Raw genomic sequence first — 14284 nt, 5'->3', positions numbered from 1 at the left:
CGGACCGGGCCGGTTGGCCGGGTCGGCGAGTCATCGGGTAACCTGACCAGGTTGCCCGGGCAGCACCTGCCGGCGACCCCATGAACGTATCAATCCCAGGAGTATCCCGTGGCTAGCGTGTGCGACGTCTGTGGCAAGGGACCGGGCTTCGGCCACAACGTGTCCCACTCGCACCGGCGGACCAACCGCCGCTGGAACCCGAACATCCAGTCGGTGCGTACCCCGGCCGGTGGCGGCAACACCAAGAAGTTGCAGGTCTGCACCTCGTGCATCAAGGCCGGCAAGGTCACCCGCGCCTGACGCGGTAGCACCCACCTTCTCGTACGGCGGAGCCGGCGGACCCTGAGGTCCGCCGGCTCTGTCGCGTCCGGTCGCCGCCTGAGCTGTGCTGCTTGAGCTGTGGCGTGCCGCCTTGATCGACTCGGTTTTCCGGGAGTCGGGGTGTCCGGCGCTGGGGACAGCCCGAGTTCAAGAAACCCGAGTCGATCACCGCAACGGAGTCAGAGGGTGCGGCCGAAGGAGACGCAGCCCTCCGCGTCCTTGTAGAAGCCGAAGTTCGGAATCCGCTCGTAACCGGCGGAGCTGTACATTGCGATCGCCTCGGGCTGCTTGTCCCCGCACTCCAGGACCACCCGCTTACGGCCCTGCTCCCGGGCCGAGCGCTCGACGGCCGCCAACACCGTGCGGGCCACGCCCCGCCCACGCGCAGCCGGGGCCGTGTACATCCGCTTCAGCTCCGCGGTGTCCGCGCCGTGGCTGCGCCAGCCACCGCACCCGACCGGTTCGCCGGCCAGGTAGGCGACCAGGAACGCGCCATCCGGCGGCTCGAACTCGGTCGCGTCCACCGGGGTGTCGTCGCCGGTGCCGCCGTAGCGGGCGCCGAGGTCGGCCAGTGCGGCTTGGATCAACTGCTGTGCCACCGGTGCGTCGAACCGCACCGTCCGGATCTCGATCTCACTCACGGTGTCCAGGGTACGGCGGGCCCCAGTCCTCACCGGAAATGGTCCCAGCCGGTCGGGCCGTCGTGGGGCGCGCCGTCGACCGTCACCCCGGCACCCTCCGTGACCAGGCCCACCGGCCGCCAGTCCGGCGGCAGCACGACCGCCGGGGGGAAGGTCGCGGCCAGCGCGTGGTCGTCGCCACCCGCCAGGATCCAGGTGTACGGGTCGACGCCGAGTGCCTGCGCCGCGTCGGCCATCTGCCGGGGCACCTCGAACGCGTCCCGCCGCACGTCGATGGCCACCCCGCTGGCCGCCGACACGTGGCCGAGGTCGGCGAGCAGCCCGTCCGACACGTCGATCATCGAGGTGGCGCCGAGCCGGGCGGCCTGCGGGCCGGCCTGGTAGGGCACCTGCGGCCGCCGGTACGCCTCGACCAGCAGCCGGGGAGTGCGGAAGCCGCGGGTGAGCACGGTCAGCCCGGCAGCCGCGTACCCGCTGCGCCCGGCCAGGGCGAGCACGTCACCGGGACGGGCGCCGGAGCGCAGCACGGGTGGGCGGCCCTCCAGGTCGCCCAACGCGGTGACCGCCACGGTGAGGGTGGGGCTCGCCGACATGTCCCCGCCGACGACGCTGGCGCCGACCGTCGCCGCCTCGGCGGCGAGCCCGTCGGCCAGCTCCTCCGCCCAGCCGGTCTCCAGGTCAGCCGGCATGCAGAGCGCGACCAGCAGGGCAGTTGGCGTGGCGCCCATCGCCGCGATGTCGGCCAGGTTGGCCGCCGCCGCCCGGTGCCCGACGTCGCGCGCCGAGGACCAGTCCCGCCGGAAGTGCCGACCGTCGACCAGCACGTCGGTGGAGGCCGCCACCCGGCCGTCCGGGGCCGCCACCACCGCCGCGTCGTCGCCGGGACCGAGCAGGGTCGTGGGTCCGAACGAGAGTCGGGCAGTTATCTTCCCGATCAGCCCGAACTCCCCGATCCCGGACACACTGGCGCCACTGCCGGCGTTCTGCCCGTGCTGCCCGGCTCCGCCGTGCTCGCTCACCGCTGCTCCTTGACGACCGATAGGGATCAGACCTGGTCCGTAAGGTAGTTTCACCCTTCGGGCCGCTCCCGGGCGGCGACGGACGGAGGTCGAGTCGTGGTACAGGCGTACATCCTCATCCAGACCGAGGTCGGCCGCGCACGTGACGTGGCGGGTCTCATCGCGGACATCCCCGGCGTGGTGCGCGTCGACGCCGTCACCGGGCCGTACGACGTGGTCGTCCTCACCGAGGCGAACACCGTCGACGAGCTCGGCAAGCTCATCGTCAGCAAGGTGCAGATGGTGCCTGGCATCACCCGCACCCTCACGTGTTCGGTGGTGCGGCTGTAAGTGGACGAGATGACGGCCTCCTCTGCACGTGACGACGACCGGACGCGTGAGCCGGCTGACGGTAACCGCGACCCGGCCGACACCGCCGCCGCCGCGCCGGCAGGCCGGGACCGGACCATTCGCGGCGCCGCGCTACTGGCCACGGTGATCGCGCTGCCGATCACGCTGCTGGTGGCCGTGCTGGCCTTCAACAAGCTCAGCCCGGGCGCACCCGCGGCCGCGCCGACCCCGTCCGCGACGACTCCCCGGGTGCAGTCCACCGCCCCGGTGGAGATGGCCGCCCCGGCGCTGGCCGCCCGCCCGGCCACTGTCTGCCGGGCCCTGCTCTCCCAACTGCCGGCGAACATCCGCGACCTGACCCAGCGGCCGGTCACCGCCGGCCCGGAGCAGAACGCGGCGTACGGAGATCCCGCTCTCACCGTGGCCTGCGGCGGCACCGAGCCGGAGTTCCCCAGCACCGACGAGGTCTGGACGGTGAACCGGGTCTGCTGGCACCTGGCCGAGCAGGCCGACGCGGCGGTGCTCAGCACTGTCGACCGGGAGACGCTGATCACGGTGCGTGTCCCGCGCTCCTACGAGCAGCCGTTGCAGTGGCTGACGACCATCTCCAGCACGATCGTGGCGACAGTGCCCTCCGGCGGCGCCATCCCGTCCGGCTGCCAGCGCTGACCCGATCCCGCGCCGCCTGACGCACGTCGGGCGGGACCGGGCGGCTCGGCTGTCTGACGCTCCTGGGCCGGGTGGCTCAGTGCAGGCCGACGCCGCGCCGCTGGGCGGTGCGGATCAGGCGGTTGACCAGCTTCGGATATTCCAGGCCGGAGGCCGCCCACATCCGGGGGAACATCGACGTCGGGGTGAACCCGGGCATCGTGTTGATCTCGTTGAGGTAGACGTCCAGCTCGGGGGTGACGAAGAAGTCGGCCCGGGCCAGGCCCGCGCAGTCCAGCGCGGTGAACGCGCGGACGGCGTACTCCTGCACCTGGCGGGTCACCTTGTCCGGCAGGCCGGCCGGGATGTCGTACTCGCAGGAGTCGTCGAGGTACTTCGCCTCGAAGTCGTAGAAGTCGTGGTCGGCGACGACCCGCACCTCGGCCAGCACGGACGCCTCGGGCGCACCGCCGGCCTCGCCCTCCAGCACACCGCACTCGACCTCGCGGCCGATGATCGCGGCCTCGATGATGACCTTCGGGTCGAACTGCCGGGCGGCGGCGACCGCGTCGTCGAGTTGCGCCCAGTCGGTGACCCGGGTGATGCCGAACGACGACCCGGCCCGGGACGGCTTGACGAAGACCGGCAGACCGAGCCGCTCCTTGTCCTGCTCGCTGAGCGTCATGCCGTTGCGCAGCACGGCGTACGAGCCGACCGGGATGCCCTCGACGGCGCAGAGCTTCTTGGTGAACTCCTTGTCCATCGCCGCTGCGGACGCGAACACGTTCGCCCCGACGTAGGGGATGCCGGCCATCTCCAGCATTCCCTGGATGGTGCCGTCCTCGCCGTACGTGCCGTGCAGCACCGGGAAGACCACGTCGACGTCGGCGAGCACCCGGGGGCCCTCGGTCGGGTCGAGCACCATGAGCCCGTTGCCGGTGGGGTCGGCGCGCAGCACGATGTCGTCGCCGGAGTCGGCGGTGATCTCCGGCAGCTGACGGGCGTTGATCGCGAGCTGGGCGGGATCTCCGCTGGTCAGGACCCACTGGCCGGCCCGGGTGATGCCGACGGGCACCACCTCGAACTCGTCGGGGTCGAGCGCGCCGAAGACGCTGCCGGCGCTGACGCAGGAGATGCCGTGCTCCGGGCTGCGGCCGCCGAACACGATCGCCACGCGGGTCTTGCCTGGGGTGGTCACTCCGGTCACCTCTTCGTACGCGACTGCGGCTGGTCGTGCTCGCCGGTGGCGCTCACCCGGTTGACCTTACTGTGCGTGGCGATAGGGCGAGGCGATACCCGGCGAGCCACAGCACGACACGGCAATCGGTCAACAAAGGATGTACGGTGCGTGACGGGACAGTCGCGGTGTCGCAGGCCGGTGACCTGGGCCTGCTCAGTCCCGGGAGTGCCGGCGACCGACCGCGATCACCTTGACCCGTTGCCGGCCGGCCCGCACCATGCCCAGCGCCATGAACGCTCCGGCGATCCGGTCGGCGGCCTCCCGACTGCTGGCGCCGACCACCTGTCGGCGCCGCTCGGGCGCGACCCTCTCGTTGCGGTCGATGCCCTCGACGGGGCGCACGTCGGTGAGCACCACGAGGAAGCGGGTCATCGACAGCCGCCCGGGTGCACGGCGGAGGGCTCCGGACAGGTTCGCACGTCGTCTCCTTCCGGCGGGACGGGATGGCGGGGCGGCACGCGACGATCGGGCACGGGGGAGAAACCCGATCGCCGCGCGCCCCATCCCCTCCGGTCGCTCACCACCACCGTCGCCACGACAACCGGCGGTGAGGACGCGGTAACAGATTGACACGTGTACAGCCGTGAATGCAACTCTCATCGACGTTTTCTCATGCAGACGTTCCCGCAAATGTGTGCGACCATCGATGCATGGCCCCCAAGACCGCCCGCGCCCGCCGGCTCGGCATCGCCCTGCGCCATCACCGGGAAGCCGCCGGTCTGACGCTGGAAACCGCGGCGGATGAGATCAACAGCACCCGCAGCACCCTCTCCCGGTACGAGAACGCCCAGACCCTGATCAGCCCGGCCACCGTGCGCGCCCTGCTCACGTCGTACGGGGTGGGTGCCGAGGAGGTGGCTGCGGCGGTGCAGCTCGCCAAGGACGCCCGCAAGCCGGGCTGGTGGGTGTCGTACTCGTACCTGCTGGATCCGCGCACCATCGACTTCATCGCGCTGGAGGCCGAGGCGACGGCCATCGCCAACTTCGAGCCCTCGGTGGTGCCCGGCCTGCTGCAGACCGCGGACTACGTCCGTGGCGTGATGCGCGGTGGGCCGCACACCCTCGGCGACGACCTGGTGGAGCAACGGGTCAAAATCCGGCTGGACCGTCAACAACGGCTCACCGGCGACAACCCGCCCATCTTCGACGCGATCATCGACGAGGGCGCGCTACTGCGTCCCGTCGGTGACAAGTCGGCGATGGACGGGCAACTGCGTCACCTGGTCAAGATGGCCGAGCTGCCCAACATCAGCGTCCAGGTGATCCCGCTCTCCGCCGGCTACCACCGGGGCACGCGGGGTTCGCTGCACATCCTGGAGTTCGCCGACCCGGAGGACCCGATCATCGCCTCGGTGGAAACCGTGGCAGGTCAGATGATCCTCGACCGGGCCGGCGAGACGCGTACCTGCACCAAGATCATGGAGCATCTCCGAAGCGTGGCGCTCAGCCCGGCGGACAGCCGCGAGATGCTCCTGTCAGTCCTGAAGGGACGGTAGGACCGATGACACCGACAATCACAGCGGCCTTGGCCGCGGCGGCGTGGCGCAAGAGCAGCCGCAGCGGCGACGAGGGTGCCTGCGTCGAGGTTGCCGCGCTGCCGCGGCTGGTGGCCGTCCGCGATTCCAAGGACCCGGCCGGCCCGGCTCTGCTGTTCGCAACGGGCGCCTGGGCCGCCTTCGCTCAGGCGCCACCTCGCCGCTGACCAGGCCGTCGCACCGCTGACCCGACCTGGGGCCACCGCAGCCCGGACCGGGCACTGCCCCCTGCTGACCGCCCGCCGCGCCGCCGATCAGGGCGCGCGGCGGGCCAGGCCAGGCATGTGGCAGGCCCAGGCGCGGCAGGCTCAGGCCCGGCAGGCTCAGGCCCGGTGGGCTCAGGCGACCAGCGGGCGGGGCTCCGGGACGGCGCGCAGGGCCTCCAGCGCGGCGATCGCCACGCCCCGGGCGCCAGCCATGTCCCGGTCCGGCACCAGCGCGAAGGTGGCCACCGCGGCCTGCTCCTCGCGGAGCACTGTGTGTTCGCGGACCGTCGCCAGGAACCAGTCGCGGAACTCCGGTGCCGCCTCGACCACCCCGCCACCGACGAAGTACGCGTGCGGGTCGGTGAAGTTCGCCGCAACGGTGAAAAGCCGGCCCAGCGCCATCGCCTGCTGGGTGAAGAGGTCCCGTGCGAGGGCGTCTCCCCGTTCGCCGTACCCGCGAACCAGCTTGGCCGCCCGAGCCAGCGGCTCGGCGGCGAGCGGGTGGTCGGGGTAGCGGGTCAGCCAGTACGGCAGCAGGTTGCGCTCGATGCCGGTCAGCGAGGCCACGCTCTCGACGTCACCGGTGAAGCCGCAGGCACAGGTGGGTTCCTGCTGCCCCGGGCTGAGCAGCCCGTTCAGCGGGATGTGCACGTGACCGAGCTCCCCGGCCATTCCGGCCGCACCGGCGATCACCCGACCGCTCTCGACCACACCGCCGCCGAGGCCGGTGCCCACGATCGCGGAGACCGACGAGCGGCCCATCGCGTCGGCGCCGAAGTACACGTGGTGGGCGTAGAGCGCCGCCGCGTTGCCGTCGTTGTGATAGACGACCGGCAGGCCGAGCCGTCGTTCCAGCGCGCCCCGCACGTCGAAGCCCCGCCAGGCCGGCTGGGAGAAGTTGGTGGAGCCCCGCGACGAGATGACGCCGTCGGCGCTGGCGGGGCCGGGAGTGTCCAGCCCGACCGCCTGGACCAGGTCGCGCGGCACCCCGGTCTGCGCCAGGGCGCCGTCCAGCGCCTGGGCGAGTGCCTCGATCGCCGCCTCCGGCCCGGCCCGTACCTCGCTGGGGATCTCCAACAGCCCGTCCACCAGGAAGCGGCCGTCCACCGTCAGCACGGTGGCGTTGTTGCTGGTGCCGCCGTTGTCCAGCCCGACGACCACCGGCACACCTGCGCTGCCCACCGATACCGCCTCCCGCCGTCATGAGTGTGAGCCGAGGCTAGTGCCAACCCTCCTCCCCCGCTACGCCCGGCCACCCGAGCGGGCTCAGTCGGGGCGGCGGGCGGTTACCGCTGTGGCGTCCAGGTCCTCGTCGTGTCGCACGCTCGGCACCAGCCCGGCGGCGTCGAGCGCCGCGCAGAGCACGTCCGCCTGGGCGTCGCTGGCCTCGACCACCAGGTGTCCGCCGGGTGCCAGCCAGGAGGCGGCACCGACGCCCACCCGGCGCAGCACGGTGAGCCCGTCCGGCCCGCCGTCGAGCGCCACCGGGGCCTCGTGCAGCCGCGCCTCGGCGGGCATCAGCGCCACCGCGTCGGTCGGCACGTACGGGGCGTTGGCGACCACCAGGTCCAGCCGACCCCGCCACTGCCGGGGCAGCGGTGTGAAGAGGTCGCCCTCGTACACCTCGGCGTCCAGCCCGGCGAGGTTGCGGCGTGCGCACGCCACGGCCGCCGGGTCGATGTCGGCACCGGCCAGCCAGCGTGGGGCGAGCCGGTGCGCCAACGCGACGGTGGTGGCCCCGGAGCCGCAGCAGAGGTCGGCCACGGCCGGGGCCGGGCCGGTCAGTTCGGCGGCCACCTCGACCAGCAGCGCGGTCCGCCCACGCGGCACGAAGACGCCAGCGTCGACGGCTATCCGCAGCCCGCAGAACTCGGCCCAGCCGAGCAGGTACTCCAGCGGTTCACCGGCCACCCGGCGGTCGGTCAGCTCAGCCAACGCCGCCGGGGTGTCCGCGGCGGCCAGCAGCAGGTCGGCCTCGTCCTCGGCGTAGACGCAGCCGGCGGCGCGTAGCCGGCCCACGAGCGCGGACCGGTCGGCCAGGGGCGCTGACGTCACGAGCCTCCTCGGACCGACCCGGCCGCGTCCAGGGCGGCGGAGATGTCGGCCACCAGGTCGGCCGTGTCCTCCACACCGCAGGAGAGCCGGACGAAGCCGGGTGCGGTGTCGTCGCCCCACTGCTCCCGCCGGTCCGCCGTGGTGTGCAGGCCACCGAAGGAGGTCGCCGCCGCCACCAGCCGTGCGGCCTGGATGAACCGGCCCACCCGGTCGGCGCTACCCAGATCGAACGAGAGCACCCCCGGCATCCGACGCATCTGGGCCGAGGCCACCGCGTACGCGGGATCGCCCGGCCGCCCCGGCCAGCGCAGGCCCGTCACGTCCGGCCGGCCGGCCAGCAGGTCGGCGACCGCGGCGGCGTTCGCGCTCTGCCGGGCCAGCCGCAGATCGAGGGTGGCCAGCGACCGGTGTGCCAGCCAGGCGTCGAACGCTCCCGGCACCGCCCCGGTGGTCGTACGCCAGGTCGTCACCGCCCCGACCAGCTCGGTGGACCGGCTGGCCAGGTAACCCAGCAGCAGGTCGGAGTGGCCGGTGAGCGCCTTCGTGCCCGAGGCGACCACCAGGTCCGCGCCGAGGTCCAGTGGGCGCTGACCGAGCGGGGTGGCGGTGGTGTTGTCCACCGCGAGCAGCGCGCCCGCGGCGTGCGCCCTCTCCGCCAGGGCCGCCACGTCGACCACGTCCAGGCCCGGGTTGGCGGGCGTCTCCACCAGCACCAGCCGGACGCCCTCGAACGACGGGTACGGTCCGGCGGTCGGCGCGAACAGCACCCGGACGCCGATGCCCTCCAGTACGTCGGTGGCGAACGCCCGGACCGGGAAGTATCCGTCGGAGGGCAGCACCACCGTGTCCCCCGGGCGCAGCAGGGTGAGCAGCAAGCCGGTGATGGCCGCCTGACCGGTGGCGAAGACGCGGCAGTCGCCGCCTTCCAACTCGCCCACGGCCGCCTCCAGGAGCCGCCGGGTCGGGTTGTCGGGGCGACCGTAGCCGTTCGGCGACGTGCCCTGGCCCTGGAACGGGTCGAGGTGGTACGGCGCGGCGAAGACCGGCCCGGGCAGGAACGGGTCCCCTGGTGCCGGCTCGGGCAGGCCGGCGCGTACGCAGCGGGTGCCGTCTCCCAACTCGCTCATCGGATTCCTCACTCGTACGACTCGGGTTTGGCGGTGCGGCTCATCAGGGCTTCCACGGCGAGGCGTGGGTCCATCCCCTCGTGGCAGATCCGCTCGACGTGCTCGGTGATGGGCATCTCCACACCGTGCGCGCGGGCCAGGTCGCGAATCGCCAGGCAGCTCTTCACACCCTCGGCGGTCTGCCGGGTGGCCGTCTGGGCCTGCTCCAGCGTCTCGCCCCGGCCCAGGTGCTCGCCGAAGGTGCGGTTGCGGGCCAGCGGGGACGAGCAGGAGGCGACCAGGTCGCCCATTCCCGCGAGGCCGGCGAAGGTGATCGGGTCCGCGCCGAGCGCCACGCCCAGCCGGGCGGTCTCGGCCAGCCCTCGGGTCATCAGCATGGCCCGGGTGTTGTCGCCGAAACCCATCGCGGTGGCGATGCCGTACGACAGGGCGATCACGTTCTTGACCGCCCCGCCCAGCTCGCAGCCGATCACGTCGTCGTTGGTGTACGGGCGCAGGTAGGGCGTCCGGATCGACGCCTGCACGAGCGCGGTGCGGTGGCTGTTCGTCCCGGCGACGACTGTCGCGGCGGGCTGCTCGGCGGCGATCTCGGGTGCCAGGTTCGGGCCGGACACGACGACCACCCGGTCCGCGGCGACCCCGGCGGTCTCCACGATGACCTCGCTCATCCGCTTGGTGGTGCCGAGCTCGATGCCCTTCATCAGCGACACCAGGGTGGAGTCGGGGTGCAGGTGTCCGACCCACTCGGCGAGGTTGCCGCGCAGGGTCTGCGACGGCACCGCCAGCACCACCAGCTCCGCGCCGGTGATCGCCTCGGTCGCGTCGGCGGTGGCGGTGACCCGGGCCGGCAGCAGCAGGTCGGGCAGGTACTCCGGGTTGCGGCGCTCGGTCCGGATGCTCTCGGCGACCGGCGCACGGCGGGCCCACACGGTCACGTCACGCCCCGCGTCGGCCAGGATCTTGGCGAACGCGGTGCCCCAGGAACCGGCGCCGAGCACCGCGACGTGGCCGGTCATGCCAGGTCGCCCTGCTGCTCGTGCCGGACGGAGGACCGGGCCGGTCGTTCCCACAGCGGCGGCGGGGTGCCGCCACGGATCTCGGCGAGCATGTCCCGCAGCCGCAACATGATGGTGTCCGTCATCTCCTCGAGGGTGGCCCGGGTCGGCGGGGCGTCCGCCCACCGGCTCAGGTCGATCGGGTCTCCGGCGACGACGGTCACCGGGGTCCGGGGGCGCAGGTTGACGCGGCTGGTCCGGGGGTCGAAGATCCGCTCCGGTCCCCACATCACCACCGGTACGACGGGTGCGCCGGTGGCCAGGGCCAGCCGGGCGGCACCGGTCTTGGCCTTCATCGGCCACAGCTCCGGCTGTCGGGTGGTGGTGCCCTCCGGGTAGATCACCACGGCACCGCCCTCGTCGAGCGCGGCGACGAGTGCGTCCAGCGAGCGGACCGCGTCGACGCTGCCCCGCTCGACCGGGATCTGTAGGCACCGGTGCAGGATCCAGCCGACCACCGGCACCCGGAACACGCTGGCCTTGCCCAGGTACTGCGGCCAGCGCCCGGAGTCGTAGATGAAGTGCGCGGAGACGAGCGGGTCGGCGTGCGAGATGTGGTTCGCCACGATGATCACGCCACCGTCGCCGCCGAGGTGTTCCTGGCCCCGCCAGGTGCGCCGGGTCCACACGGTCATCACCGGCTTGACCAGCCACACGGCGAACCGTTGCCAGAACCCCAGCCTCCGCCGTGCCACTGTGCCTCCTCGTCGCGCCCCAACCCCGCCGCGAAATCCCGCCCGCGACACCCGCAGCGGAAATCATGCCTGCTCGCCCCCGGTACGGCCAGTGAGGGTCCCGCCGTGCGGCTGGCAGGATTGCGGGCGTGAGTCAGCCGAGGTGGGCCGTGGTGGTGCCGGTGAAGCATCTGGCCGCTGCCAAGAGCCGGCTGCGGGGCGCGCTGTCCGGCGTACCGCACGAGGAGCTGGCGCTGGCCCTGGCGGCCGACACCCTCCGCGCGGTGCTGGCCTGCCCGGCGGTCGCCGAGGTCCTGGTGGTCACCGACGACGCCCGGGTCGCGGCGGCGGCGCTGGGCGCCGGCGCGCGGGTGCTGCCCGACGGGCCGGACGCCGGCCTGAACGCGGCGTTCCGACACGGCGCCGCCGGGACCACCGCCGGCTGGGTGGCCGGGCTCACCGCGGACCTGCCTGCGTTGCGCCCGGCCGAGCTGGCCGGCGCGCTGCTCGCGGCGCAGAACGGCCGGGAAGGGGTACGCCGGTTCGTGCCGGACGCGCCCGGCAGCGGCACTGTGCTGCTCGCCGCCCCGCCGGGTGTGCCGCTGGATCCTCGCTTCGGGGTGGGCTCGGCGGTCGCGCACGCGGCGAGCGGGGCGCTGCCCCTGACCGGCGACTGGCCCAGCCTGCGCCGGGACGTGGACACCGCCGCGGACCTGGCCGCCGCCGCCCGGCTCGGACTGGGGCCACGCACCGCCGCGCTCGTCGCCACCGCCAGCCGTCCGGCCCGCTCCGCGGGGTGACCCCCCGGGTGTACGGTGCCAGCATGCAGGGCACGGTGGCCAGCTATGACGCGGCAACACGCAGCGGTGTGCTGCTGCTCGACGACGGCACCGAGATGCGCTTCCCCGCGCGGGCCTTCGATGCCTCCGGGCTGCGGTTGCTCCGGCTGGGCCAGCGGGTCCGCATCGACACGGATCCCGACGGAGAGGTCGTCCGGGTGACATTGCCGACGATGATCTGAGCCGGCGAGCCCAAGTTCATTTTGCGTTCACCGTAATCGGGTGATTATGAGCGGGTGAGCACCCCTCGCGAGCAACCGGCCCACCCGCCCACCACCGACCTCCGCAACGGCTCCCGCACGCGCGGCACCGACGGCCGCTTCCGCCCGTCCCGCGCGGAGAGGGCCAGCGCCGCCCGCGCCGACACCCTCGCCGACGACCCGGCTGCCGCCTCCTCCGGGCTGGACGAGGTCCTCGACCCCACGCCGAGCGTCGAGGCTGCCGGTCCGACCGCCGGTGGCGTCCACCAGGTCCTGCCCGGCGACCTACCGACCGGCGCCGATGACGAGGACGACGAGCCGCCGGCGCCGCTGCCGGAGGACCGGTTCCTCAACCGGGAGCTCTCCTGGCTCGACTTCAACGCCCGCGTGCTCACCCTGGCCGAGGACCAGCGCACCCCACTGCTGGAACGGGCCAAGTTCCTGGCGATCTTCGCCAGCAACCTGGACGAGTTCTACATGGTGCGGATCGCCGGGCTGAAGCGGCGACTCTCCGCCGGCCTGCCGGTGCGCGGCGGGGACCGGCTGCCCCTGCGTACCCAGTTGGAGCTGATCGCCGAGCGCACCGCGGCACTGGGTGCCCGGCACGCCGCCTGCTTCGTCGACGACGTGCTGCCCAAGCTGGCCGACGAGGGCATCCGCATCCTGCGCTGGGGCGAGCTGGGCGACCCGGAGCGGGAACGCCTGCGCACCTACTTCCGGGAGCACATCTTCCCGGTGCTGACCCCGCTCGCGGTCGACCCGGCGCACCCGTTCCCGTACATCTCGGGGCGCTCGCTGAACCTGGCGGTGGCGGTCCGCGACCCGAACGGCGGTTCCGAGCTGTTCGCGCGAGTGAAGGTGCCCAACAACGTGCCCCGCTTCGTACGGGTCGACAGGGGCCAGCCGGGCGTACGGATGCTGCCCCTGGAAGACCTGATCTCGGTGCACCTGGGGCAGTTGTTCAGCGGCATGCAGGTGGTCGAGTGCCACCTGTTCCGGGTCACCCGCAACGCCGAGGTGGAGGTCGACGAGGACCGCGACGAGGACCTGCTGCAGGCTCTGGAACGGGAGCTGGCCCGGCGGCGGTTTGGTCCACCGGTCCGGCTGGAGGTGGCCGCGTCCATCTCCGACCACGTGCTGGAGCTGCTCGTCCGCGAGTTGGACATGGACGACCAGGACGTACTGCGGGTGCCCGGACTGCTGGACCTGTCCGCGCTGTGGCAGGTCTACGGCGAGGCCGACCGGCCAGACCTCAAGGACCCGCCGTTCGTGCCCTCCACCCACCCCCGGCTCGCCGAGGGCGAGGTGCCGCGCAGCGTCTTCTCCACACTGCGCGACGGGGACATCCTGGTGCACCACCCGTACCACTCGTTCGCGACCAGCGTGCAGCGCTTCATCGAGCAGGCCGCCGCCGACCCGAACGTGCTGGCCATCAAGCAGACCCTCTACCGCACCAGCGGCGACTCCCCGATCGTCGACGCGTTGGTCGACGCGGCCGCCGCCGGCAAGCAGGTGGTGGTGCTGGTGGAGGTGAAGGCCCGCTTCGACGAGGTGGCCAACATCGGCTGGGCCCGCACGCTGGAACGCGCCGGCTGCCACGTGGTGTACGGCCTCGTGGGCCTGAAGACGCACTGCAAGACCGCGCTGGTGGTCCGCCAGGAGGGCAACCAGATCCGCCGTTACTGCCACATCGGCACCGGCAACTACCACCCGAAGACCGCCCGACTCTACGAGGACTTCGGGATGCTCACCGCCGACCCCGAGATCGGCGCCGACCTCACCGACCTGTTCAACGTCCTCACCGGCTACAGCCGGCAGACCGCCTACCGGCGGTTGCTGGTCGCCCCGCAGGGCATCCGCACCGGCCTCATCGAGCGGATCGAGCGGGAGATCTCGCACGTCCGACTGGGCATGCCCGGCCTGGTCCAATTCAAGGTCAACTCTCTGGTCGACGAGGGGGTGACCGACGCCCTGTACCGGGCCTCCCGGGCCGGCGTCCACGTCGACCTGCTCATCCGGGGCATGTGCACGCTGCGTCCCGGGGTGCCCGGGCTGTCGGAGAACATCCGCGTCCGCTCGATCCTCGGCCGTTTCCTGGAGCACTCGCGGGTCTTCCGCTTCGGCAACAACGGCGAGGCGGAGTTCTGGATGGGCTCGGCCGACCTGATGCACCGCAACCTGGACCGTCGGGTGGAGGCGCTGGTGAAGGTGACCGACCCGATCGCCCGTGCCGAGCTGGACCACGTGCTGACCGCCGCGATGAGCCCGGACGTTGACGCGTTCGAGCTGGCCGGCGACGGCAGCTGGACCCGGCGGACCAGCGCCGACGACAACGCCCGGGTGCATCTGCAGGAACTGTTGTTGCGCCGCGTCGGTGGCACGGCCGGCTGAACG

General features: G+C 72.7%; 17 protein-coding genes. 8 read left to right on the top strand and 9 right to left on the bottom strand.

Going from position 1 to position 14284, the window contains the following annotated elements; genetic code table 11:
• Positions 1 to 108 precede the first annotated feature (108 nt).
• The gene (gene rpmB, locus KBX46_RS09545) at positions 109 to 300 is read left to right on the top strand and encodes a 50S ribosomal protein L28 (protein WP_007456456.1); all 192 of its coding nucleotides are present in this window, start codon (positions 109 to 111) and stop codon (positions 298 to 300) included.
• A 200-nt stretch (positions 301 to 500) separates the two neighbouring features.
• Here rpmB and KBX46_RS09540 read toward each other — a convergent pair whose 3' ends face one another.
• The gene (locus tag KBX46_RS09540) at positions 501 to 962 is read right to left on the bottom strand and encodes a GNAT family N-acetyltransferase (RefSeq protein ID WP_099851152.1); all 462 of its coding nucleotides are present in this window, start codon (positions 960 to 962) and stop codon (positions 501 to 503) included.
• A 29-nt stretch (positions 963 to 991) separates the two neighbouring features.
• Complete coding sequence (locus KBX46_RS09535; RefSeq protein ID WP_374223644.1) at positions 992 to 1924, bottom strand: thiamine-phosphate kinase; 933 nt, start codon at positions 1922 to 1924, stop codon at positions 992 to 994.
• Positions 1925 to 2077: 153 nt separating this feature from the next.
• Between KBX46_RS09535 and KBX46_RS09530 the strand changes: the two genes are divergently transcribed.
• Entirely contained in the window at positions 2078 to 2311 is a 234-nt protein-coding gene (locus KBX46_RS09530) for an Lrp/AsnC ligand binding domain-containing protein (protein ID WP_030487446.1), read from the top strand.
• Positions 2312 to 2320: 9 nt separating this feature from the next.
• Complete coding sequence (locus tag KBX46_RS09525; protein ID WP_088951511.1) at positions 2321 to 2980, top strand: DUF3515 domain-containing protein; 660 nt, start codon at positions 2321 to 2323, stop codon at positions 2978 to 2980.
• A 76-nt stretch (positions 2981 to 3056) separates the two neighbouring features.
• On the opposite strand, the gene KBX46_RS09520 is transcribed toward KBX46_RS09525, so the two are convergent.
• Both KBX46_RS09520 and KBX46_RS09515 read right to left on the bottom strand, forming a co-directional pair.
• Positions 3057 to 4157: a D-alanine--D-alanine ligase family protein gene (locus tag KBX46_RS09520; protein WP_088946587.1), complete on the bottom strand. Its 1101-nt coding sequence runs from the start codon at positions 4155 to 4157 to the stop codon at positions 3057 to 3059.
• A gap of 195 nt (positions 4158 to 4352) precedes the next feature.
• Positions 4353 to 4571 (bottom strand): hypothetical protein, encoded by a 219-nt coding sequence (locus tag KBX46_RS09515; protein WP_088946586.1) that lies wholly within the window; start codon positions 4569 to 4571, stop codon positions 4353 to 4355.
• A gap of 278 nt (positions 4572 to 4849) precedes the next feature.
• Between KBX46_RS09515 and KBX46_RS09510 the strand changes: the two genes are divergently transcribed.
• Positions 4850 to 5695 (top strand): helix-turn-helix transcriptional regulator, encoded by an 846-nt coding sequence (locus KBX46_RS09510; RefSeq protein WP_099851149.1) that lies wholly within the window; start codon positions 4850 to 4852, stop codon positions 5693 to 5695.
• Positions 5696 to 5700: 5 nt separating this feature from the next.
• Complete coding sequence (locus KBX46_RS09505; protein ID WP_088946584.1) at positions 5701 to 5901, top strand: DUF397 domain-containing protein; 201 nt, start codon at positions 5701 to 5703, stop codon at positions 5899 to 5901.
• Between the two features lie 171 nt (positions 5902 to 6072).
• Here KBX46_RS09505 and KBX46_RS09500 read toward each other — a convergent pair whose 3' ends face one another.
• The 5 genes from KBX46_RS09500 to KBX46_RS09480 all read right to left on the bottom strand — a co-directional run bounded on the left by KBX46_RS09500 (position 6073) and on the right by KBX46_RS09480 (position 10872).
• Positions 6073 to 7122 (bottom strand): ROK family protein, encoded by a 1050-nt coding sequence (locus KBX46_RS09500; RefSeq protein WP_088946583.1) that lies wholly within the window; start codon positions 7120 to 7122, stop codon positions 6073 to 6075.
• A gap of 84 nt (positions 7123 to 7206) precedes the next feature.
• The gene (locus tag KBX46_RS09495) at positions 7207 to 7995 is read right to left on the bottom strand and encodes a putative protein N(5)-glutamine methyltransferase (RefSeq protein WP_210792141.1); all 789 of its coding nucleotides are present in this window, start codon (positions 7993 to 7995) and stop codon (positions 7207 to 7209) included.
• Entirely contained in the window at positions 7992 to 9122 is a 1131-nt protein-coding gene (locus KBX46_RS09490; RefSeq protein WP_210792140.1) for a cystathionine gamma-lyase, read from the bottom strand. Before KBX46_RS09490 ends, KBX46_RS09495 begins: the two co-directional genes overlap by 4 nt.
• A gap of 8 nt (positions 9123 to 9130) precedes the next feature.
• Positions 9131 to 10138 carry an NAD(P)H-dependent glycerol-3-phosphate dehydrogenase gene (locus tag KBX46_RS09485; protein WP_088946580.1) on the bottom strand — a complete coding sequence of 336 codons (1008 nt, stop codon included), beginning with the start codon at positions 10136 to 10138 and terminating at the stop codon, positions 9131 to 9133.
• Positions 10135 to 10872 (bottom strand): 1-acyl-sn-glycerol-3-phosphate acyltransferase, encoded by a 738-nt coding sequence (locus KBX46_RS09480; protein WP_088946579.1) that lies wholly within the window; start codon positions 10870 to 10872, stop codon positions 10135 to 10137. Before KBX46_RS09480 ends, KBX46_RS09485 begins: the two co-directional genes overlap by 4 nt.
• 128 nt (positions 10873 to 11000) lie before the next feature.
• Between KBX46_RS09480 and cofC the strand changes: the two genes are divergently transcribed.
• Genes cofC through KBX46_RS09465 form a run of 3 tightly spaced genes read left to right on the top strand, consistent with a single transcriptional unit; the run spans position 11001 to position 14281 of the window.
• Positions 11001 to 11651 carry a 2-phospho-L-lactate guanylyltransferase gene (cofC, locus tag KBX46_RS09475; RefSeq protein WP_210792139.1) on the top strand — a complete coding sequence of 217 codons (651 nt, stop codon included), beginning with the start codon at positions 11001 to 11003 and terminating at the stop codon, positions 11649 to 11651.
• A gap of 23 nt (positions 11652 to 11674) precedes the next feature.
• Positions 11675 to 11872, top strand: coding sequence for a cold-shock protein (locus KBX46_RS09470; RefSeq protein ID WP_030335323.1), 198 nt, complete (start codon positions 11675 to 11677; stop codon positions 11870 to 11872).
• Positions 11873 to 11926: 54 nt separating this feature from the next.
• On the top strand, positions 11927 to 14281 hold the full coding sequence (locus KBX46_RS09465) for an RNA degradosome polyphosphate kinase (RefSeq protein WP_210792138.1): 2355 nt from the start codon (positions 11927 to 11929) through the stop codon (positions 14279 to 14281).
• Positions 14282 to 14284: the final 3 nt, after the last annotated feature.

It is taken from the genome of Micromonospora sp. C81, from assembly GCF_018070425.1.
Lineage (GTDB): Bacteria > Actinomycetota > Actinomycetes > Mycobacteriales > Micromonosporaceae > Micromonospora > Micromonospora zamorensis.
The sequence above is the reverse complement of the archived record's forward strand: the minus strand, read 5'-3'. Positions and strand labels throughout refer to the sequence as shown.

Bases quoted from the DNA above. Each gene is read 5' to 3' on its own strand.
- KBX46_RS09470 (WP_030335323.1), top strand. From the start codon at position 11,675: ATGCAGGGCACGGTGGCCAGCTATGACGCGGCAACACGCAGCGGTGTG.
- KBX46_RS09515 (WP_088946586.1), bottom strand. From the start codon at position 4,571: ATGACCCGCTTCCTCGTGGTGCTCACCGACGTGCGCCCCGTCGAGGGC.
- KBX46_RS09525 (WP_088951511.1), top strand. From the start codon at position 2,321: ATGACGGCCTCCTCTGCACGTGACGACGACCGGACGCGTGAGCCGGCT.
- KBX46_RS09510 (WP_099851149.1), top strand. From the start codon at position 4,850: ATGGCCCCCAAGACCGCCCGCGCCCGCCGGCTCGGCATCGCCCTGCGC.
- KBX46_RS09490 (WP_210792140.1), bottom strand. From the start codon at position 9,122: ATGAGCGAGTTGGGAGACGGCACCCGCTGCGTACGCGCCGGCCTGCCC.
- KBX46_RS09485 (WP_088946580.1), bottom strand. From the start codon at position 10,138: ATGACCGGCCACGTCGCGGTGCTCGGCGCCGGTTCCTGGGGCACCGCG.
- KBX46_RS09505 (WP_088946584.1), top strand. From the start codon at position 5,701: ATGACACCGACAATCACAGCGGCCTTGGCCGCGGCGGCGTGGCGCAAG.